This is a genomic window from Rhodopseudomonas sp. BR0M22, from assembly GCF_010907035.1.
GTDB lineage: Bacteria > Pseudomonadota > Alphaproteobacteria > Rhizobiales > Xanthobacteraceae > Rhodopseudomonas.
In genome coordinates, this window is the sequence record NZ_QUMK01000011.1 from 26681 (window position 1) to 46290 (window position 19610).

20 protein-coding genes are annotated in these 19610 nt (G+C 65.1%); 12 read left to right on the forward strand and 8 right to left on the reverse strand.

The annotated features are described in order from the left end of the window. Positions 1–55: 55 nt before the first annotated feature. On the forward strand, positions 56–388 hold the full coding sequence (locus DY468_RS05250) for a DUF6949 family protein (protein WP_164603057.1): 333 nt from the start codon (positions 56–58) through the stop codon (positions 386–388). Positions 389–446: 58 nt separating this feature from the next. Further along, the gene (locus tag DY468_RS05255; RefSeq protein ID WP_164603059.1) at positions 447–977 is read left to right on the forward strand and encodes a gamma carbonic anhydrase family protein; all 531 of its coding nucleotides are present in this window, start codon (positions 447–449) and stop codon (positions 975–977) included. 19 nt (positions 978–996) lie between these two features. On the opposite strand, the gene DY468_RS24590 is transcribed toward DY468_RS05255, so the two are convergent. From DY468_RS24590 to DY468_RS05265, 3 genes are all read right to left on the reverse strand, one after another. Next, positions 997–1164 carry a hypothetical protein gene (locus DY468_RS24590; protein WP_205512009.1) on the reverse strand — a complete coding sequence of 56 codons (168 nt, stop codon included), beginning with the start codon at positions 1162–1164 and terminating at the stop codon, positions 997–999. A gap of 10 nt (positions 1165–1174) precedes the next feature. Further along, complete coding sequence (locus DY468_RS05260; protein ID WP_164603061.1) at positions 1175–1366, reverse strand: hypothetical protein; 192 nt, start codon at positions 1364–1366, stop codon at positions 1175–1177. Positions 1367–1560: 194 nt separating this feature from the next. Then, positions 1561–3054, reverse strand: coding sequence for a porin (locus DY468_RS05265; protein ID WP_164603063.1), 1494 nt, complete (start codon positions 3052–3054; stop codon positions 1561–1563). Between the two features lie 578 nt (positions 3055–3632). On the opposite strand from DY468_RS05265, the gene DY468_RS05270 reads away from it, so the two are divergent. Further along, positions 3633–4163: a MarR family winged helix-turn-helix transcriptional regulator gene (locus tag DY468_RS05270; RefSeq protein WP_502706210.1), complete on the forward strand. Its 531-nt coding sequence runs from the start codon at positions 3633–3635 to the stop codon at positions 4161–4163. Positions 4164–4301: 138 nt separating this feature from the next. On the opposite strand, the gene DY468_RS05275 is transcribed toward DY468_RS05270, so the two are convergent. After that, positions 4302–4922, reverse strand: coding sequence for a transglutaminase-like cysteine peptidase (locus tag DY468_RS05275; protein ID WP_164603067.1), 621 nt, complete (start codon positions 4920–4922; stop codon positions 4302–4304). 332 nt (positions 4923–5254) lie between these two features. After that, positions 5255–5866 (reverse strand): PilZ domain-containing protein, encoded by a 612-nt coding sequence (locus DY468_RS05280; RefSeq protein WP_164603069.1) that lies wholly within the window; start codon positions 5864–5866, stop codon positions 5255–5257. A 312-nt stretch (positions 5867–6178) separates the two neighbouring features. Between DY468_RS05280 and DY468_RS05285 the strand changes: the two genes are divergently transcribed. After that, positions 6179–6943, forward strand: a complete 765-nt coding sequence (locus tag DY468_RS05285; RefSeq protein ID WP_164603071.1) for a Crp/Fnr family transcriptional regulator — start codon at positions 6179–6181, stop codon at positions 6941–6943. On the opposite strand, the gene DY468_RS05290 is transcribed toward DY468_RS05285, so the two are convergent. Continuing rightward, positions 6925–7482, reverse strand: coding sequence for a PAS domain-containing protein (locus DY468_RS05290; RefSeq protein ID WP_164603073.1), 558 nt, complete (start codon positions 7480–7482; stop codon positions 6925–6927). The genes DY468_RS05285 and DY468_RS05290 overlap by 19 nt on opposite strands. A gap of 624 nt (positions 7483–8106) precedes the next feature. Between DY468_RS05290 and DY468_RS05295 the strand changes: the two genes are divergently transcribed. The 3 genes from DY468_RS05295 (at position 8107) to DY468_RS05305 (ending at position 10212) form a co-directional block, all read left to right on the forward strand. Then, a complete protein-coding gene (locus DY468_RS05295; protein ID WP_164603075.1) occupies positions 8107–8673 on the forward strand; it encodes a manganese efflux pump MntP in 567 nt (188 codons plus the stop codon). Positions 8674–8779: 106 nt separating this feature from the next. Further along, complete coding sequence (locus DY468_RS05300; protein WP_164603077.1) at positions 8780–9547, forward strand: rhomboid family intramembrane serine protease; 768 nt, start codon at positions 8780–8782, stop codon at positions 9545–9547. Positions 9548–9783: 236 nt separating this feature from the next. Next, entirely contained in the window at positions 9784–10212 is a 429-nt protein-coding gene (locus DY468_RS05305) for a CBS domain-containing protein (RefSeq protein WP_164603079.1), read from the forward strand. A 7-nt stretch (positions 10213–10219) separates the two neighbouring features. On the opposite strand, the gene DY468_RS05310 is transcribed toward DY468_RS05305, so the two are convergent. Beyond that, on the reverse strand, positions 10220–10855 hold the full coding sequence (locus DY468_RS05310; protein WP_164603081.1) for a TetR/AcrR family transcriptional regulator: 636 nt from the start codon (positions 10853–10855) through the stop codon (positions 10220–10222). A 152-nt stretch (positions 10856–11007) separates the two neighbouring features. Between DY468_RS05310 and DY468_RS05315 the strand changes: the two genes are divergently transcribed. From DY468_RS05315 to DY468_RS05325, 3 genes are read left to right on the forward strand one after another with little or no spacing between them, the layout of a single operon-like run. Next, a complete protein-coding gene (locus DY468_RS05315) occupies positions 11008–13269 on the forward strand; it encodes a TonB-dependent siderophore receptor (RefSeq protein ID WP_164603083.1) in 2262 nt (753 codons plus the stop codon). A 28-nt stretch (positions 13270–13297) separates the two neighbouring features. Next, entirely contained in the window at positions 13298–14413 is a 1116-nt protein-coding gene (locus tag DY468_RS05320; RefSeq protein WP_164603085.1) for a PepSY-associated TM helix domain-containing protein, read from the forward strand. Next, positions 14410–14595, forward strand: coding sequence for a hypothetical protein (locus DY468_RS05325; RefSeq protein WP_164603087.1), 186 nt, complete (start codon positions 14410–14412; stop codon positions 14593–14595). The genes DY468_RS05320 and DY468_RS05325 overlap by 4 nt, the downstream gene beginning before the upstream one ends. A 13-nt stretch (positions 14596–14608) precedes the next feature. Here DY468_RS05325 and DY468_RS05330 read toward each other — a convergent pair whose 3' ends face one another. Beyond that, positions 14609–15637 carry a patatin-like phospholipase family protein gene (locus DY468_RS05330; protein WP_164603089.1) on the reverse strand — a complete coding sequence of 343 codons (1029 nt, stop codon included), beginning with the start codon at positions 15635–15637 and terminating at the stop codon, positions 14609–14611. Between the two features lie 288 nt (positions 15638–15925). On the opposite strand from DY468_RS05330, the gene DY468_RS05335 reads away from it, so the two are divergent. Then, positions 15926–16921: an RgsD C-terminal domain-containing protein gene (locus DY468_RS05335; protein WP_246700893.1), complete on the forward strand. Its 996-nt coding sequence runs from the start codon at positions 15926–15928 to the stop codon at positions 16919–16921. A 172-nt stretch (positions 16922–17093) separates the two neighbouring features. Next, on the forward strand, positions 17094–19568 hold the full coding sequence (locus DY468_RS05340) for a putative bifunctional diguanylate cyclase/phosphodiesterase (RefSeq protein WP_164603094.1): 2475 nt from the start codon (positions 17094–17096) through the stop codon (positions 19566–19568). The last annotated feature ends 42 nt before the right edge of the window (positions 19569–19610 follow it).

Genomic DNA, 19610 nt, shown 5'->3' on the forward strand with positions numbered 1-19610 from the left:
CCGGCGCTGGATTTTGCGACACCTGGGGCCGTCCTGATCGAGCCGGAAGCCGCCGATGTCGCCCGATGCCCTCAACAACCTGTTCTCGCTTCTGATCGGCTTTGCTGTCGCCGGTGCATTGACCAGCGCCTATCAGGCGCTGGCGCAGCGCCCGGCCGGGTTCGGCCTGCTGCAGCAGGGCGTGGTGCCGCAGAGCTTCGCGGCGTTGCCGTTTCTGATGTTCGCGGCACCCTTCATCATCATGCGCAACACCCTGACCGGTCCGCGCACCTCCGATCTCCGCCGTGCGCAATTCGTGATGCTCGCGACCGTGCTCGCCGGCTTCTGGAGTCTGATGTCCGGAACGGTGGTGCTGATGACGCTGCAGTCGCTCGGCGTGTTCGCCTGAAAACCATTGCGTCGCCGGCTTCGCGTTGTCATGACGAAGCCGAAGACAGGAGACTGCGATGGCGATCTACGAACTCGACGGGCAGCGGCCCGAGCTTCCGGCGGATGGAAATTACTTCATTGCCGATAGTGCGTCGGTCATCGGCAAGGTCCGGCTCGGCGCTTCGGTGTCGGTCTGGTTCGGTGCCGTGATGCGCGGCGACAACGAGTGGATCGAGATCGGCGAGGGCTCCAACGTCCAGGACGGCACCACCTGCCACACCGATCCCGGCTTTCCACTCAAAGTCGGCAAGGGCTGCACCATCGGGCACAACGTCATCCTGCACGGCTGCACGATCGAAGACAGCGTGCTGATCGGGATGGGGGCCATCGTGATGAACGGCGCCAAGCTGGCGCGCGGCTGCGTGGTCGGTGCCGGCGCCGTGGTCACCGAGGGCAAATCGTTCCCGGAGAATTCGCTGATCCTCGGCGCGCCTGCCAAAGTCGCGCGCACGCTGACGCCGGAACAGGTCCAGGCGATGCTGGCCGGAGCCGGATTTTACGTCGTCAACGGCCAGCGCTACGCCAAGGGCCTGAAGAAGATCGGGTGAATGTGCGCGGCCGCCGCGCTCAGGTTCCTTCCGCTTCGCTCGCCTCGATCGCGGTTGCGATCCGCTCGTGGCCGGCCGCCCACAGCGCGTGTTCTTCGCTGCCGTCGTGATATGGATTTGCCTCGGCTGGGATGTTCTGGCGTGCCGCACGTTCGCCCAGCGTGAACGGATCCGGATCGGCTGACATCGGCTGCTCCTCAATGTTTGCGATGCGGCGTGTCCGCTGCGCTCTTGCGCAGCGCGTCCTTCAGGTCGATCGGAACGCCGTGCTTCCTGAGCAGATCGGCGAAGGCTTCGTCGGCGAGTTCTTGTAACGTCGCCATCCGATCGCGGCCGAGCTGCTTCAGCTTGTCGAGAGTGTCGGCGTCGAAGCCGATCAGCTTGCGCATCGCGTGGTCTCCGCGACGTCAAGTTCAGAGCTTGATAAACGTTCCAATAGCGACGCGGGGCGGGCTGTCACGGAAGACCTGCTCGGCCTTCAGAAGCGCGGAGAGAACTCGACGCGCTGAGCGGTGCTCAAAAAGGAAAACCTCCGGCGGGGCATCGCCGGAGGTTCCTTGGAGGTTTACAAGTTGCTTTGGACTTAGAAGGTGCGCTGGACGCGAACCGCGCCCACCACAGTGTCCTGATCCTTGAACTCGTACACCGCAGTCGGCTTGGTCGCGGTCGGAGAGATCGCCGCAGCGGTCACGCCCGAGTAGTTCTGGTCGAGGCGCATCCACATCACTTCGCCCGAGAACGTCAGGTTCTTGACCGGGGTCCAGGCGGTGCGGACACCGATCTGAGCGATGTTGAAGTTCGGGTTGCCGGTGTAGGTGGTGCCGAAGCCCGGAACAGCCGCAGCCAGAGCCGCGTTGTACAGGGCGCCGCCGGTGCCACCGAAGTCGACCGACGAGTACGCGCCGAAGATCGAGGTCGCCCAGTAGGGGTTCCAGTTGTGGTTGAAGGCACCGCGGATGCCCCAGGCCTTAACGGTCGAGATGCCGGTGCCGTTGAGGTTGTTGGTGCCGGCGAACACGCCGTCCGGAGCAGCGCCGAAGCCGACGCTCTGATACGCGCCGACGCCGCTGCTGCTGTACATCGCGAACGCGTTCGGGCTGGTGCCGCCGATCACGTAACGGGTCGCGCCGTCAGCATAGGTGGCGTCGAGGTTGATCGAGTCGCCAGGGCCGGTCGGCAGGTTCTTGAGCGAGAGGGCGGCGAGCACCGCGAAGCCCCACTTGTCGCTCGGATGGCCAGAGGTCTCCAGCGCAGGATTGTAGTAGCTGGCGCGGACCTGGTGAGCCGCGGCCGACACCTGGAACAAGCCCCAGGCCTGATCGACGCGGACCTTGCCGACGATGTCCGGAACGTCGGTGCCAGCAGTGTAGCTGGTGCCGTTGCCGGTGCCCTGCAGCCAGGAAGCCGCGGTGCCGCCGTTGGCGTTGATGACGTTGGAAACGCCCTGCGCCCAGCGATAGCTGCTCTGGTCTTCGAGGCTGATCGAGGCCGACACGCCGTTGCCGAATTCGGCGGTGTAGCTGATCTGGTTGATGCCGGTCGAGGTGTCGTCGCCGCCGAGCAGGTTCGAGGTGATGTTGCCGGGGGCGCCGTTCCACGGGGTCGAGAACTGCGAAACCGCCTTACCGAAGGTGAAGCCGGCGAACTGCACGAATGCGAAGTACACGCCGGGGGTGTCACCGCCGGCGACCGGCGCACCGCTGGTCCAGGTGAACACGGCGTCGAAGTAGGTGCGAACCACACCGTATTCGGTGGCGGTGCGGGTGTCGATGTTCAAGTCGGCGCGCGAACGATAGATGGTGTTGTTCGCCGTCCGGTTGCCCTGACCGGCGGCGCTGTTCCACGACGGGGTCTCGGTCATGCCGCCGGCATTGAACGCGTACTCGGCGCGGATGAAGCCGCCGAGCTTGATGCAGGTGTCGGTGCCCGGGACGTAGTAGAAGCCGGCGCCATACAGCGAGCAGACCTTCACATACTCGACCGCCTTGGCCTTGAGCGGAAGATCGGCCGCCTGCGCACCAGCGGTGGCGACGAGAAGCGCCGCACCACCGAGCATAAGGCTCTTCGCAAAATTCATCGTAAACCTCCAAGTTTGCCTAAAGGGCTTGCCGACCGGTGCTGAGCGCCGGAAACGGCCTCCCCCGTGAACCCGACTGTCCGTTGCCTTGGCGCCGGACAGGTTGAGCCGGGACGACTTCGAGGTTGCCCCCCTCCGTCAGGGAACTAGATACATAACAAAAATAGCTAACGAAAGGATCGAGCGATGATGCGACGCGTCATCGGCCGAGGCTGTGGTATTGCAGCAACAGGGCGTCATGATTCTGTCACGACCGAATTCCGTCCGTCGGATTTGTTCGACGCCGCGACGGATCCGCTGCGAATGGAGCGATCGGCTTGAATCCAATAAGGTTTTCAGCCAGCGCAAGATCCGTAGGGGGCGTGTGTGACGAACAACGGTACGGCAGGAACGGAAATTGGTACCTTTGGTCCCAGCTCAGGATTGCGTACATAGCATGGTCCCGGCTGCGCCGCGATTTCGGGTTCGTCCGAGTCGACAAACAACAAAAGACTGTTCGGGCATGATTCGGAGGGCGCGGGATGCCGCATCGGAGCAGGGTATCGCATCATAGCGAGCCCGCTGGGCCGACCACATCGGTGGAATCGTCGGCCCCCGTGGTCGATGTCGGCGAGCTGCCGGGCTCTCCGCAGGCCTGCGCGCATCGGGATTTCGGGCTGTCCTACCAGGTGATCTGGGATTTCGTCTCGATCAGCAACAACCTCGAGGACATGCGACGGGCGTGGGCCAAGCTGTTCGGCATCAGCGGCTCGCAATGGCTGATTCTGATGGCGATCGCCGATCTCGATCAGGGCAATGGCGTTTCGGTCGGGGAGGTGTCGCAGAAGATCCACGCGGTCTCGACCTTCGTGACCACCCAAACCAAGATCCTGGAACGGCTCGGGCTGCTCAATCGCGTGCCTTCGACCGCGGATGCCCGCGTCGTGCTGATGTCGCTGTCCGGTGAGGCGCGGGCCAAGATCGAACGTCTTTCGCCGCGCTGGGAAGCGTTGCACGAATACATCTTCAGCGACTTCGACGCCGAAGCGCTCAACGACGTCAAAGCCAAGCTCGAGCGGCTGAAGCACCGCACCAAGCAGGCGATGCAGCGCGTCGTCGACGAGTCCTGAGCCAGCCTTTCGCGCTTTTCGGTTCCCGCAAAAAGTTGTGGCCAGCCTTGGGGGAGGCTGGCCACGCACGATCCGGTCTGGGACGGGGAGGGGTGGGGATTCGACCGGGTCGCGTTTCTCCTGATGTGTCGATCGTGGTCAGCGCTGTCTGGCGCTGGCGGTGGCCACTGCCGGACGGCCGTCGCCGAGTGCGACCCAGGTGTTCGGATCGCTCTGAGACTGACGCTTGACGAAGCGGTAGCCGGTCTCGGTCCAGGCGACGACGTCCTCGTTCTGGTTGTCGAGGATGAATTCGCCTTTGTCGGTCTTCACTGTCAGCACCGCGTGGCCTTCGTTCTTCTTGTCGCGGACCACGGTGATCAGCAGCGCTTCGCGCGGCCATCCGGCGTCGATCAGCATCTTGCGCTTCAACAGCACGTAGTCTTCGCAATCGCCGTAACCGTCGGTCGGCAACGACCACTTTTCGATCACGCCCCAATGGTCCATGTCGGTCAGCGGTTTGACGTTGTCGTTGACCCAGCGATTGACCTTCAGCAGATCCTGCCAAGCGGTCTGCGTGAGAACGATATCGCGAGCCTGGCTGCGACCGCCCCGGCATTCCGCAGGATTGTCCGCGCAGAAATCGACCCAACCGATCGGCGCGCGCGCCTCGTCGCCGACGCTGGCGTAGCGAACTCTGTTTTCAGCTTGCGCCGTCGCGGTCAGCGCGACGACGGCGGCGATCACCGCCAGCCCCCGAAATCCCCTGTTGCCCGACATTGTGGCCCCCGTTTTCTTGTTGGGACCATGATTTGCACAGACGATTTGCAGGGCCGCTAAGTCGACTAAGTAAAGTCGAGGCGAATACTCATAAAACTAGCCGCGAATTCGATTTATACTTGAATCGAATTTAACTAAAATTCGAACGATCGGGAATTGATTCAAATTTGAGGAATTAACGCGAAAATTGCCGCGGGACGCGGTTTGGTCACACGCGCAAGTGCGTGCGTTAACCCTGCCGCTAAGGGCGCACACGGGTCCGATGATGGTGTGGAGGGGGAATTATCGCGCTGCTGGAGCGCCGAAACGGCGTTCGCCGCGGGTGATTTCGTTCACCGCGCGGTAACGTTGTCTTCGAGAGTTTCCTCGAGCTGCTCGTGAGTGAACTCCAGCGCGAAGCCGTCGTCGAGATGACGGACGACGTGAGCGGCGACACGGCCGAGCAGGACTTGTGAGTTCAGCGCCGGGCGTTGTTCGGCGGCGATCGCCGCGCCGGAGCGCGACATGTCGATGATGCGGCAGCTCATCCGGCTGCCGTCGTCGAGCGTGAGGACGGCAATCGGGTTGCGCGGCACGATGCGGTCGTGACGGCGGTCTTCCGGCAGATTGAGAATGTCGCGATTGGCGAGCCAGGTCAGTTGCGCGGCGAGCTTGTCGCGTTTGCGCGGGGTCGCCGCCAACGTCATCGCGAAGCCGTTGTCGATGATGCGTGTGATTTTGCCTTCGACGCGACCGATGTGGTCGAGATAAGCGATCACCCGGTCGCCGATATTGCCGATCCCCGGCGCCAGCAGCGCCAGTCCGCCGGGCGACATGTTGACGACCTGACACGGAAACTCACGGCGATCAGGCAGCATGTAGCGGCCGAGCAGGTGAACTTTCACCCGCTGGAAGCGGCGCCGCTCGAGCGAGGCCGGCTGAACCGTTGGTTTCTGCAACAACAAAACTGAAATTCCGATAGCCGGTCGCGCTGCCGTCACGCGCAGCCTACGGCCGTCACGGTTAACGGCCCGTTAGCTCACTGCCGCAGTGGTTGCAGACTCGGCGCCGGTCGCGCGTCGGCGATTGATGCAGTGCGGGAGCAGTTCCGCTGCCGATCGCGCCCGGCGGAACTCAGCGCGTAGTTGTACGAAGTGGACTTTGCTCGTGTCTCAACCGATTAAGGTGCATCGGGTGCCGCAATTGCAGCGGCAGACTCGGGGAAACGGGGCGTAGGGCGTCGCGCGGTGTCGTGCGTAGTCCCGGGGGCGGGGATCATGGCGATCAGTCAACCAGCCAACGAATTGCTTGCGGCATTGCAGGGCGCGGACCTGGATCTGCTACGGCCGCATTTGCGGACGATCGATCTGAAGTTCGGTCAGATCCTGGTCGAAGCCGGCGCGCCGCTGGAGCGGGTGATTTTCCCTCACGGCGGCATCGTGTCGAGCATGATTCACCTGAGCAAGGGGCAGGACATCGAGGTCGCGGCGATCGGTCGGGACGGCGTCATCGGCGCCGAGGCGGTCAACGAAACGGTGGCGGTGGCCACGGCGGTGGTTCGATATCCGGCGACGGCATCGGTAATCGACTGTGCGCATTTCCGGAATGCCGTCGACCTCAGCCCGACACTCAGCAATTTGTTACTTCGCTACCACTGGGTGCGATCGGTCAGAGCCGAACAGATCGCAGGATGCAATGCTGCCCATTCCGCCGAGTCGCGGCTGTGCCGCCGCCTGCTGCAATCACGCGATCTCGCCGGCAGCGACTGTATGCAGCTCGGCCAGGACCTGATGGCGCAGATGCTCGGCGTGAAACGAAACACCATCTCGCTGATTGCCCACGCCCTGCAGCAACAGGGGCTGATCCGCTACAGCCGTGGCCGACTGGCGATCACTGACGTCAATGGACTGATCCAGCGCTCCTGCGAGTGCTACCGGGCCGATCGCGGCGGGTTCGCAGCCTCGCCGGTCGAACGTCGATCGAGCGTCATGATCCACCGGATTGGGGCGGATTGCGCCGAGCCTCAGCGGCTGCCTTCGTAAACCGTCAGGCCGCGCACCACCTGCAGCTTGCGCAATCGGCGCGGCGCGAAGCGGCGCGGCTGCTCGCTGGCGGTTCGCCATGAGTTCAACCGCAGGCCGGTCAGCGGCCCGATCACCCGGCTGCCGAGCGGTGCCAGCAATCCGGTCATGCTCAGCGGGGTATGGGCACGCGGCGCGAACGGCAGCAGCAGAAGCTCCAACGCGACCGGGGTGGCGTTGGACGCTGTTGCGGTGACCCCGGCCACCACGGCGATGCTGTCGCCCGCGACGATATCCAGCAGCTCCTGCACCGCGAGCCGTTGCTCGAGCACGAACTGGGTCGTCAGCTTCTCGCCCTTGAGGTCCTGGCCGAGCAGGGCATTCAGCCGGGTGCCGGCGAATCGGAACGGATAGCCGGTGGCGTCGCAGGACACGACGAACATGTCTCCGAGCAGGCTGCGCAGGGCGTCGGGCTCGACCGCGCTGCGATCCGGGGCGGGGGCACCATCGCGTTGCTTGTCCCAATAGGCGAAGAACGCTTGGCTCGACGGATGCTTCATGGACGACCTTGGTTCGCGGCTGTCGCGGCCTGACGACTTTGAGACAGGACTGTCCCGAATTCGCCCGGCGCAACGCTCCTGGAATGTTGTGCAGGAGGCGTGTTGCAGCGTCCATGCCGGCCAGCGCGAACGGCGGCGTCATGCCCGGCTTTACGTCGTTAAGGTTAAATTAACTATGGCATTGCCCCGCGCAGGGCGACCGTTAGGGTGTCGTCATTCCTGCACCGAACGACTCCAGACCGTCGGCGCGGGTGATGACAGGGTGGCCGAAAAACAGGCCGGCCAACGCACCTGAGAGGCGACGTCGCTGGGTGCGAATGATGTCGGCACGGACCAAGGGAGGGCTTTCCAAGAGCCCTCCCTTTTTCGTTGATGAGATTGCTTCCCATCTTCAAGTGTATGATATTGCGTGATTATTGACCCGGGCAGGCGGATGAACTACCGTTTCGGCATCGGGGAGTAGCGGCGCGCTCAGGCGCGCGGTCGTATCAACAGACTCGCGGCATGGTTCGCGTGGTACGATCAGCCGGATAAGTCCGGCGCAGCGAGACCGTGACGGCAGGCGCCTGTTCCGGACAAGGCCCCAGTTCCGTCCGGTCACGACGTCCGCTGATGGGTTCCCCAATGTCACCCGTATCTATTGCCGTGCTCGCTGTGGGCATGTCGGTCGACGCCTTGCTGGCGTCGCTCGGCCGTGGCGCCGCGATGCGACAGGCGCGATTGCTTGAAGCGCTGCGCACCGGTGTGGTGTTCGGCATCGTCGAAGCGATCACCCCGCTGATCGGCTGGGCTGCAGGTTTCGCCGCCAGCCAGTATGTCGCCGCGGTCGATCACTGGATCGCGTTCGGCCTGCTGGCGATCGTCGGCGGCCGCATGATGTTGCATTCGTTCAAGCCGGCGGAGGAGCGCGCGGCCGCGGCGGTCGGCGGCTCGCTGTGGGTGCTGATGGCCACAGCCGTCGGAACCAGCATCGACGCGATGGCGGTGGGCGTGTCGCTTGCGTTCCTGGACGTGAATATCCTGGTGATCGCCGCGGCGATCGGCTGTGCCACCTTCGTGATGTCGACCGGCGGGATGTTGGCGGGCAAGCTGATCGGCGGATCGTTCGGACGCTGGGCCGAGCGGGCCGGGGGCTTGGCGCTGGTCGGCCTCGGGCTGTCGATTCTGGTCAATCACCTCAGCGCTGGGTGATGATCGAGCCTCGGCTTCTCGGCGGCGGTGCCGGTTTTCCGTAGTTGCGAAAAGTGCTCTAAGGGACCGGCGCCTCCGTCCCGCGTCTCCTATCAGGTCGTCCGCTTTGGAAGCTCCGCTCGAACAGAACCCGTTGTCGCCGTCGCAGCCGCCGCGCGAGCCCATCCTGACCCTGCCGGGGGCGGTCACCGCCTATATCGCATTGCTGGCGGTGATCCATCTCCGCACGCTGCTGTCTACCGAATTCCAGTATTGGACCATCGAGATCTTCGGCTTCATCCCGATGCGCTACGATCAGACGCTGCTGGAGGCGCCATTCCCCGGCGGCACCGGCGCCAAGATCTGGACCTTCGTCACCTATTCGCTGCTGCACGCCAATCTCAGCCACATCCTGTTCAACGTGCTGTGGCTGCTGCCGTTCGGCAGCGCGTTGGCGCGACGATTCGGTGCGGTGCGGTTCTTCGTATTCATGGCGGTGACTGCCGCCGCCGGTGCGCTCGCGCATCTTGTCACCCACGCCCACGAGATGGCGCCGATGATCGGAGCTTCCGCCTCCGTGTCGGGCGCGATGGCGGCGGCGATTCGCTTCGCCTTCGTCCGTGGCAGCTTCCTGTCGCTGCGGCGTGGGGATGCCGATGCCGCGGCGCGGGTGCCGGCGCAGCCGCTGACCCGCGCGCTGCGCGATCCGCGGGTGCTGGCGTTTCTCGGCATCTGGTTCGGCATCAATATCATCTTCGGCATTGGTTCGATCGCGATCGGCAACGAAGGTGCCAGCGTCGCATGGCAGGCGCATATTGGCGGCTTCTTCGCCGGGCTGTTGTTGTTCTCGCTGTTCGACCCGGTGCCGCGCGCGCCCGATAGCGCCACATCGTGATGCACTGCGGTCATCGCTCGCAGTTGCGAGAGTTGTGATTCATCGCCGAAACGCCGCAATCTTGCGGTGTCATTGCACCCGGCGCCGCTTTGCGCCGGGCTCGGAATGGGATTGGCGCGGTGTCGTGTTGCGCCGATCTGGTCGAGTACCCATTCCGCCCCATCGCCGTGACTGATCCGCTGCAAGTGTCACAACGAGAGCCGCTCGGCTCGTCCGGCGGCCTATGGGAGGCGACCATGACCGTGCGTGCAATTCTGGAATCGAAGGGCCGCTACATCCACACCGTCGAGGCCGATGCCCGGCTCGCGGTGGCGGTGAAAACTTTGGCCGAGCGCCGGATCGGCGCGGTGTTGGTCATGAACGGCGCCCGGCTCGAAGGCATACTGTCGGAGCGCGACGTGGTTCGCGTACTCGCCGACCGCGGCGCTGCGATGCTGGATGCGCCGGTCGGCGTGGTGATGACGCGGGACGTGATGACCTGCCGCCAGGACGACACCGTCGGTCAGATCATGGAGCGGATGACGGCGGGCAAGTTCCGGCATCTGCCGGTGATGGAGCAAGACCGCGTCGTCGGACTGATCTCGATCGGCGACATCGTCAAATCGCGACTGACCGAATACGAGCACGAGCAGCGGGCGCTGCACGACTACATCAAATCGGCCTGACCGTGGCTCAGGCGCGCGCGCCGTCGAGAAACAGCGTCCAGGCCTTGTCGAAATAAGCGTTCTGGGCGCGGGACGACGCATAGGTCGTGCCGCCCAGCATGGCGTCGAGCATCGGCCCGACCGCGATGCAGTTGATGAGCTGTGCTGCGAGAAAGCGCGCGTCGCTGCGGGCGAGGGCGCCGGCCTTCTGCGCGTCGCCGATCAGCGACAGCAACCGGTCCATGATCGGATCGTCGGTCCGGTTTGCGACAGCCTGTCCGACCACCAGTGCCTCGCTGAACGCGATCCGCTTGAACGCGATCAGCGTCGGATCGAGGTTGACGGCCAGCAGCCAGCGCGCCGCGGCGCGGAGCTGCGTCAGCGCGTCGCCGGTCTGTGTCGCCATCGCGGTCTGGAAATGCGCCAGCGTCTGCACGCGGGCATGCTCGACCACGCCTTCGAACAACGCCAGTTTCGACGGGAAGCGCCGATACACCGTGTCCTTGCCGACGCCGCATGCGGCCACGACCTGCTCGACCGAGGTTGCGGCGAAACCCTGCTGCGCGAACAGCCGCGATGCCGTCTCGAGGATGTGAAGCGACTTGGCTTCGACGTCGCTTTTGCGCGGGCGGCCGCCTTTGGAAGTGGTCGTGGAAGTCGGCATCGAGGTCCTTGATCGTCGGTGCGACGCGGCGAGTCTTTCGAGCAATTCCAATCCCAGATTTGCAATCGCTTGGCAATCGATCTGGACAGGACGGTCCCGTCCCGTTTATTTCCCCGCCCGCCTGTGAAGGCGAGGGTTCTGGGGGAGAGCGGATGGGACACGAAAACAAGATCGTCGCCGGAGTCGCAGTTGCGCTATCGCTGGCGGGCGGACCGGAGGCGATGGCGCAGAGCGCCCGGGAGACGTCGGTGGCGTTGCCGCCGGTCACCGTGCAGCCCTCCGAACGTCGCGCGGTACGCCGGGCGCAGCCGACTCCCGCGGCTCCGCGTGCGGTGTCGGCGCGGACATCGGCGCGAGAACCTGCGGCGCCCGCGGCGCGGCCGGTCAACGCGAGCAACACGTCCGATCGCTATGCCGCCCGGACCTCGGCGACCGCCACCAAGACCGACACGCCGGTTCTCGAAACCCCGCAGTCGATCTCGACCGTCACCCGCCGCCAGATGGACGACCAGAACGTTCAGACAGTGGCCAACGCCCTGCGCTACAGCGCCGGGGTGCTGTCGGATGCCGACACCAATTCCCGCTACGACAGCGTCTTCATCCGCGGCTTCGGCGCGTTCGGCACCGCGACCAACTACGTCAGCTTCCTCGACGGGCTGAAGCTGCCGCGCGGCCAGGCCTTCGCCAACACCGCGATCGATCCGTTCCTGCTCGACCGCGTCGAGGTGCTGAAAGGGCCGTCGGCGGTGCTGTATGGGCAGACCAGCCCGGGCGGTCTCGTCAATCAGATCAGCCGGATGCCGAGCGCAGTCCCGTACAATGAAGTTCGCGTCGAAGGCGGCAGCTATGGCCGCTTCCAGTCCGGCATCACCAGCCAGGGCGCGCTCGATAAGGATGGGCATTGGCTGTACAGCCTGAGCGCGATCGGCCTAACCTCTGGCACGCGCTACGACAATGTCGACGAGCAGCGTTTCGCCGTCGCGCCGGCGCTGACCTGGGCGCCGGACATGGACACGCGCTTCACCATCCAGAGCTATTATCAAAAGGACCCGAAGGGCGGCTACTTCAACTCGCTGTATCCGACCTCGCTGGCGCCGCTGCAGTACCGGCCATACCTGAACTCCAAGCTCAATGTCGGCGATCCCGGCTTCGACTCGTTCGAGCGCGAGCAGTACGGCATCGGTTATCAGTTCGACAAACGGCTCAACGAGGTCGTCAGCGTCAAGTCGAGCCTGCGCTATTCCCACGTCGACATCGATTTCAAGTCGCTGCAGATGAGCGGACCGCTCACCGCCACCGGCACGATCCCGCGCTGGGCGCTGCGCTCGATCGAGGACGTCGGCGGCCTCTCCACCGACAATCGCGTCCAGTTCGATTTCGCCACCGGCGCCCTGCAGCACAAGGTCATCACCGGTGTCGATTATCAGAACACGCTCAGCAACTGGACCTACCAGCTCGGTGGCGCGACTTCGCTCGACGTTGTCAATCCGCAGTACAATCAGCCGGTCGGTCCGCTCGCGTCGTTGATCGACAGCGGTCAGAAGCTCACGCAGACCGGGCTGTATGCGCAGGACCAGATCAGCCTGGGCGGCTGGCGCGCCACGCTCGGTGTCCGCCACGATTGGGCCGAGCAGAGCACCGAGAGCCGTCTTGCCGGATCGCGCTCCAATCAGTCGGACGACAAGACCACCTATCGGGCCGGCCTGCTGTATCTATTCGACAGCGGCGTCGCGCCCTATGTCAGCTATTCGACGTCGTTCGAGCCGGTCACCGGCGTCGGTGCCGACGGGCAGCCGTTCATCCCGACAACCGCCGAGCAATACGAAGGCGGCATCAAATATCAGCCGACTTTCCTGCCGATGCTGTTCACCGCGTCGGTGTTCGACATTCGCCAGCAGAACGTGCTGACGCCGTCATCGGTGCCGGGCTTCAATGTGCAGCAGGGCGAGATCCGCTCGAAGGGCGTTGAACTCGAAGCCCGCGGCAACGTCACCGACAGCCTCGAGCTGATCGGCGCCTTGACCTTCCTCGATACCCGTGTGGCGAAATCCACGACTGTGTCGATCATCGGCAACCGGCCGCAGGCCGTGCCGGACTTCTTCGGCTCGATGTGGGCGAACTACACGTTCCGGTCAGGCCCGGTCACCGGGCTGACCTTCGGCGGCGGTATCCGCCATGTCGGCGCCAGCTACGGCGACGATGCCAACACGCTGCGCACGCCGGCCTATACGGTGGTGGATGCGGCGTTGAAATACGACCTCGCGAACGTCGCGCCGAGTCTGAAGGGCACGACCCTGACGCTCAACGTCAACAACCTGTTCGACAATGAATACTATTCGAGCTGCTCGTCGGGATTCTACTGCCAGTTCGGCAATCGCCGCACGGTTCTGGCGGGGATCAGGTACCGGTGGTGAGGATCGACGCCAGAGGGGCGCGCCGCCGATGACGCGGCGCGCTGTTCGGGCCTGGGTTTGGCTGCATCGCTGGAGCAGCCTGATCTGCACGCTGTTCGCGCTGCTGCTCTGCCTCACCGGGCTGCCGCTGATCTTCAAGGACGAGCTTGGTCCCGACCTGCAGCTCGCGGCGACGACGGCGCCGCCGGGCCGTGCATCGGTGGACTCGATGGTCGCGCGCGCGCTCGCGGCGCGGCCGGGTGAGGTGGTGCCGTATCTGTTCTACGATCGGGATCATCCGATTCTGAAGGTGCCGACCGCAGCCTCGATGACGGCCGATCCGGCGACATTTCACTATCAGGTGTTCGACACCCGCACCGGGCAGCAGATTGCAATCCCGCAGCCCAATGAGGGCTTCCTGTATGTGATGACCCGGCTGCATCTCGACCTGTTCGGCGGTGTGCCGGGCACGCTGTTTCTCGGCTGCATGGGACTTCTCCTGGTCCTCGCGATCGTGTCCGGCGTGGTGCTGTACGGTCCGTTCACACGGCGTCTTGCGTTCGGCGTCATCCGGACCGACGGCAGCCGCTGGCGCAGTTGGCTCGACCTGCACAATCTGCTCGGCATCGTGACGCTGGCCTGGTTCGGTGTCGTCAGCTTCACCGGCGTCATCAACACGCTGGCAGCGCCGATCGAACTCGCCTGGCAGGCCAATCAGCTCGTCGAGATGGCGGCGCAGGCGAAGCCTGCCGAGATCGAGGGACAACGTGCGTCGACCGATGCCGTGCTGCGCGACGTCCGCGCCGCGGTGCCCGGCATGAACGTGATGACGGTGGCGTTTCCGGGGACGCCGTTCGCGACGCCGTCGCACATCGCGATCTTCCTCACCGGCAATACGCCGATCACCAGCCGCATCCTCAAGCCGGCGCTCGCCGATGCGTCGACCGGGCAGGTGGTCTCGGTGCGCGACATGCCGTGGTACGCAACCGCACTGTTCATGTCGCAGCCGCTGCATTTCGGCGATTATGGCGGGCTGCCGCTGAAGATCATCTGGGCGCTGTTCGACGTCGCCACCATCGTGGTCCTGCTCAGCGGCCTGTATCTGTGGTGGGCGAAGCGCCCGCGCCGCGGCGATGCCGAGTCCGCCGGGAGCGCCGCATCATGAGCGCATTCCGGCGCCAATGGCTGTGGCCTGTCGCGCTCGCGGCTTCGACCGTGTTCGGATTGCTGACCGCATTGATCGGCGAGGGCGGCCTGTGGTGGCTGCTGTGCTGGGTCGCGCTGGCGACGCCGCTGGTGACGATCGCGCTGTGCGTCGTCAGGCGCCGTCCCAGCAGCGGTCTTTGATCTGATCGCCCGCTCAGGTTTCCACCGGCACCGTCGCCTTGGGCTGCGGAACGGCTTCCTCGATCGTCTCGCGGATCGAATCGATCGCCCGCTCGGCGGCGCGGGCGCCGTGCGCGATGATCTCGTCGGCGCGGTGGAAGTCGAACCAGCCGATCCGGCCGACCCGCGGCGAGATCAACAGGTCCGGCGGATCGCCCGCGAGCCGTGCCCGGGTGATGCGGTCCTGCATGATGTTGAATGCGTCGGTCATCACCTTGGAGATGCCCGGACGTTCGGGGCTGCCGAACAATTCCTGCTTCACGAAGCGTTCCGGCGAAAAGAACCGCGTGAAGCCGCGCTTGGGCGCAGCTTCCTCGGGCTCTGGCTCGGGCGGTGCCGGCATCGCGTTGCCGTGCGAAAAGATCGTGGTGCCGTGGCCGAACACGTCGCTCGAGACGTTGGCGGCGATCACGATTTCGGCGCCGAGTGCGCGAGCGGCCGACACCGGCACCGGATTGACCAGTGCGCCGTCGACCAGCCAGCGGTCACCGATCAGCACCGGGGAGAAGATGCCGGGCAGGGCGTAAGAGGCCCGCACCGCATCGACGATTCGGCCGCGCGTCAGCCAGATTTCGTGACCGGTCGCCACTTCGGTGGCGACGCTGGCGAATTTCTGCGCGAGATCCTGGATCAGGATCTGACCGAGCGTGGCGTCGAGCTGCGCCGCCAGCTTGCTGCCGCCGATCAGCCCGGAGCCATTGAGCCGGATGTCGAGATAGCCGAAGATGTTGCGGGGCTGCAGTCGTCGCGCCCACTCTTCCAGGGTGTCGAGATGACCGGCGACATAGGCGCCACCGACCACTGCGCCGATCGACGTGCCGACCACCACGTCGGGCGTAATGCCATTGGCCAGCAGGGTGCGCAGGATCCCGATATGAGCGAAGCCCCGTGCCGCGCCGCCGCCCAGCGCCAGCCCGATCACCGGCCTGCGGATGCTGTCGAGGCCGACCTTGTCCTGTGCCGGCGGGTTGGCATGCCCGCGTCCGATCAGATTTTCCAGCACGGCTCTCTCCTGAACTCGTCGTTCCTTGCGGCCGGGGGCCCAGCTCGCGACTCGCGCCGCTTCATCGTGCCACGGCGTTCTGAAAGCATGAATAATGCCTTGGGCGGCTGGGACTAGGGGAGAATCGTGACGCAATCACGAACAACACGCCCTTACCGCTCGGGTCTGCGCCAGCCCGGCCCGGCACCGGACCGGCTTGAATTTGCCGCGTTTTCGGTGAAAACCATCGCGATGGATTTTAGGGGTAACATCATCGGGAGCCGGCTGCGCGGGGCGGCCCGTTGGGGAATGCTCGGCGTGTGCGTGGTGGCGCTCACCCAGCCTGCGGCCGCGCAATTATTCGGCGAACGGCCGCCACCGGTGCCGCCGGCCTCGGTCCCCGAGCCGCCCGCCGGTGGAGCGATCAGTCTGGCGCCACAGGGCGGCCCGGCCGCAGTGCCGAATCTCCCGGCGCCACTCACCCAGCCGCCGGTCGCCGCGGTCACACCGCCGGCGGCGTCTCCGCTGCCGCCTGTGACCGCTGCTCCGCAGGGCGTGCTGGCGCTGACCGCGCGCTACGGCAAGGACCAGCCGGTGATCAACAGCGGCCTGGTCTGGCGTGTCTACTCCGATCGTCCCGACGAAAGTGGCTCGATCAAGCTGTTGCGCGAGGATCATGGCGCCACCCCGAACATTCTGCTGCCGCCGGGCAATTATGTCGTGCACGTCGCGCTCGGACTGGTCAGCGCGGTGCGGCCGGTGACGGTGAAAGCCGACACCGAACGCGAGAATTTCGTGCTTCCCGCCGGTGGTCTTCGGATCGAAGGCAAGGTCGGCGGTTCGCGAATTCCCTCCAACCAGATCTCGTTCACGATCTACAAGGGCAGCCAGTTCGACAACGCGCAGCGCGCGCCGCTGCTGCCGAACGTCGCGGCCGGCGATGTCGCGCTGGTGCCGGAAGGCACTTATTACATCGTCTCCAACTACGGCGACGCCAACTCGGTGGTGCGCTCCGACATCCGCGTCCAGGCCGGCAAGCTCACCGACGTCACCATTACCCACCGCGCCGCTGTGATCACCTTGAAGCTGGTGAGCGAGAAGGGCGGCGAAGCGCTCGCCAATACCTCGTGGTCGGTGCTGACGCCGGGCGGCGACGTCATCAAGGAATCGATCGGCGCCTTCCCGCGCGTGGTGCTGTCCGAAGGCGAGTACCGCGCCATCGCCAAGAACGAGGGCAAGGTGTTCGAGCGAGGCTTCAACGTCGTCAACGGTGTCGACGGCGAAGTCGAGGTGCTGGCGCGCTGAGGCCTCGCGGCCGGCGAAGGCAGCGGCACCACAGTAGTGAACGCGAAGTAACCATTCCGCGACTTAAAACCTTCATAATCAGCGGTTTGCGCATCGCGGGGCGCTACGTTTACATCGTCTTAATCGGGAATAGCTCGACTGCGCCGCAGTATTCATCCGCGGGGCGCTACTCGTGTCGGCTGCCGTTCCTCAACTTTCCGAAAATTCGACCAGTCAGCTTGCTGCCGATTTAACCGTGCTGCAGCGCAAGTGGCACGCTGCAATTCAGCCCGGGCAGTCGCTGCCGAGCTACGAAGAGGTGATGCTGGGCAGCCTCGGCCGGCTCGCCGATCATCTGGTGCTGCTGGAGATCGACGGCGAGACACCCGAAGTCTCGCGCACCGGCCGCTATGCGCAGCAATGGCTCGGCGACGAGCGCTGGGACATCCCGCTCGATGCGCTGTCGCCGGATTGCGGCACTGCGCTGGCGCAGGCCGCCTCGGGCGCGCTGCAGAACAAGCGGCCGCATCTCGGCACCGCGCATTGCGTTCGCGACGGCATCGTGCAGCGCTACACGCTGCTCGCGCTGCCGACCGCCTCGCGCTGGGGCGGCCCGCTGGTCGGCGTCTATGTCAACGAAGAGGCGCAGCGCTACAATCTCTTGGATGCGATCTTCTCCTCGACCGATGACGGCATCGTCGCGCTGACGGCGATCCGCGGCCCCGACCGCCGGCCGTTCGATTTTCAGATTGTGCACGTCAACCACGGTGCGTCGCAATTGCTGCGGCGGACGGTTGCCGAGCTGCGCTGGAGCCGGCTGTCGGTCGGACATCATCTGCTCTGCGCTCCAGACGTCGCCGGCCGACTGATCGATCTGGTCGATGCCGACGCCTGCATCACCTTCGCGGTCGACAGCGGCGATCGCAATCTCAGCCTCAGCGCCACCGCGTTCGGCGATGTGGTGTCGGTGACGATCTCCGACGTCACCTCGCTGAAGAAGCGCGAGGAGTCGTTCCGTTTGCTGTTCGACGGCAACCCGATGCCGATGTGGGTGTTCGACGCCCAGACCTTCGAATTCCTCAGCGTCAACGACGCCGCGGTGGCGCATTACGGCTATCCGCGCGAGCGATTCCTGCGGATGTCGCTGCGCGAGATCTGGCCGCGCGAGGAGTGGATCGCGCATGGCCAGACGCTGCTGGAGATGCGCGACAGCTATCAGTCCGAAGGCAACTGGCGTCACGTCAAAGCCGACGGCTCCGAGATCCATGTGCTGACCTTCGGCCGCCCCGTGATGTTCGACGGCCGCGACGGCTTTCTGGTCGCCGTGGTCGACGTCACCGAGCGCCGCAAGGCCGAGGCCAAGATCGCCCACATGGCGCATCACGACGGGCTCACCAATCTGCCGAACCGCGCGCTGTATCAGCAGCGGCTGGAGCAGGCGCTGGCGCAGGCGCGCGGCAGCGGCGCGATGGTCGCGGTGATGTGCGTCGACCTCGATCTGTTCAAGAACGTCAACGACTCGTTCGGCCATCCGATGGGCGACCGGCTGCTGCGGTGCGTTGCCGAGCGGCTGCGGCAGCAGGTCGGCGACGGCGATCTGGTGGCGCGGCTCGGCGGCGACGAATTCGCGATCGTGTTGACCTCGCTGGCCACCCCGAACGAGGCCAGCAGTTTCGCGGCGCGACTGATCGAGATCCTCAGCGCGCCTTACGACATGGACGGGCTCGAAGTGGTGATCGGCGCATCGGTCGGCATCGCGCTGGCGCCGTCCGACGGCGACGAATGCGAGGCGCTGTCGCGCAATGCCGACATGGCGCTGTACCGGGCCAAGGCCGCGGGCGGCGGCTGCCATCATTTCTTCGAGAAGGAAATGGACCGCCAGGCGCAGATCCGGCGCGACATGGAGCTCGACCTGCGGCAGGCGTTCGCGCGCGGCGAGTTCGAACTGCACTATCAACCGCTGATCGACCTGGCCGAAGACCGCATCGGCGGCTTCGAGACGCTGCTGCGCTGGCGCCATCCCGAGCGCGGCATGATCTCGCCGTCCGACTTCATCCCGGTGGCCGAAGACATCGGCCTGATCGTCGGCCTCGGCGAATGGGTGCTGCGGCAGGCGTGTCTGGAGGCCGCGTCGTGGCCGTCCGACGTCAAGGTCGCGGTCAATCTGTCGCCGGTGCAATTCCGCAGCCGCAACCTGGTGCAGGTGGTGATCTCGGCGCTGGCGCAATCGAGCCTGGTGCCGCACCGGCTCGAGCTGGAGATCACCGAGTCGCTGTTTCTCGCCGACAGCGAGGCGAACCTTGCGACCCTGCATCAGCTCCGCAGCCTCGGGGTGCGGATATCGATGGACGATTTCGGCACCGGCTATTCGTCGCTCAGCTACTTACGCAGTTTCCCGTTCGACAAGATCAAGATCGACCGTTCGTTCGTGAAGGATCTGACCGAGCGGCCGGATTGCCTGGCGATCGTCCGGGCCATTGCCGGGCTCGGGCGGAGCCTCGACATCACCACGCTCGCCGAAGGTGTCGAGACCATCGAGCAGCTCGATGCGCTGCGCGCTGAAGGCTGCCACGAGGTGCAAGGATTCCTGTTCAGTCCGGCGCGGCCGGCTGCGGAGATCGCCGGGCTGCTGATGCGGTTTGGACGACGGGCCTCGCAGGCGGCGTAGAACTCACCAAACCGTCAGCCGACGCCGTCGCTCTCTTTGCCT

Coding starts and splice junctions, on each gene's coding strand:
- DY468_RS05250 (WP_164603057.1), top strand. CDS start 56: ATGTCGCCCGATGCCCTCAACAACCTGTTCTCGCTTCTGATCGGCTTT.
- DY468_RS05255 (WP_164603059.1), top strand. CDS start 447: ATGGCGATCTACGAACTCGACGGGCAGCGGCCCGAGCTTCCGGCGGAT.
- DY468_RS24590 (WP_205512009.1), bottom strand. CDS start 1,164: ATGTCAGCCGATCCGGATCCGTTCACGCTGGGCGAACGTGCGGCACGC.
- DY468_RS05260 (WP_164603061.1), bottom strand. CDS start 1,366: ATGCGCAAGCTGATCGGCTTCGACGCCGACACTCTCGACAAGCTGAAG.
- DY468_RS05265 (WP_164603063.1), bottom strand. CDS start 3,054: ATGAATTTTGCGAAGAGCCTTATGCTCGGTGGTGCGGCGCTTCTCGTC.
- DY468_RS05275 (WP_164603067.1), bottom strand. CDS start 4,922: ATGTCGGGCAACAGGGGATTTCGGGGGCTGGCGGTGATCGCCGCCGTC.
- DY468_RS05285 (WP_164603071.1), top strand. CDS start 6,179: ATGGCGATCAGTCAACCAGCCAACGAATTGCTTGCGGCATTGCAGGGC.
- DY468_RS05290 (WP_164603073.1), bottom strand. CDS start 7,482: ATGAAGCATCCGTCGAGCCAAGCGTTCTTCGCCTATTGGGACAAGCAA.
- DY468_RS05295 (WP_164603075.1), top strand. CDS start 8,107: ATGTCACCCGTATCTATTGCCGTGCTCGCTGTGGGCATGTCGGTCGAC.
- DY468_RS05305 (WP_164603079.1), top strand. CDS start 9,784: ATGACCGTGCGTGCAATTCTGGAATCGAAGGGCCGCTACATCCACACC.
- DY468_RS05310 (WP_164603081.1), bottom strand. CDS start 10,855: ATGCCGACTTCCACGACCACTTCCAAAGGCGGCCGCCCGCGCAAAAGC.
- DY468_RS05315 (WP_164603083.1), top strand. CDS start 11,008: ATGGGACACGAAAACAAGATCGTCGCCGGAGTCGCAGTTGCGCTATCG.
- DY468_RS05320 (WP_164603085.1), top strand. CDS start 13,298: ATGACGCGGCGCGCTGTTCGGGCCTGGGTTTGGCTGCATCGCTGGAGC.
- DY468_RS05325 (WP_164603087.1), top strand. CDS start 14,410: ATGAGCGCATTCCGGCGCCAATGGCTGTGGCCTGTCGCGCTCGCGGCT.
- DY468_RS05335 (WP_246700893.1), top strand. CDS start 15,926: ATGCTCGGCGTGTGCGTGGTGGCGCTCACCCAGCCTGCGGCCGCGCAA.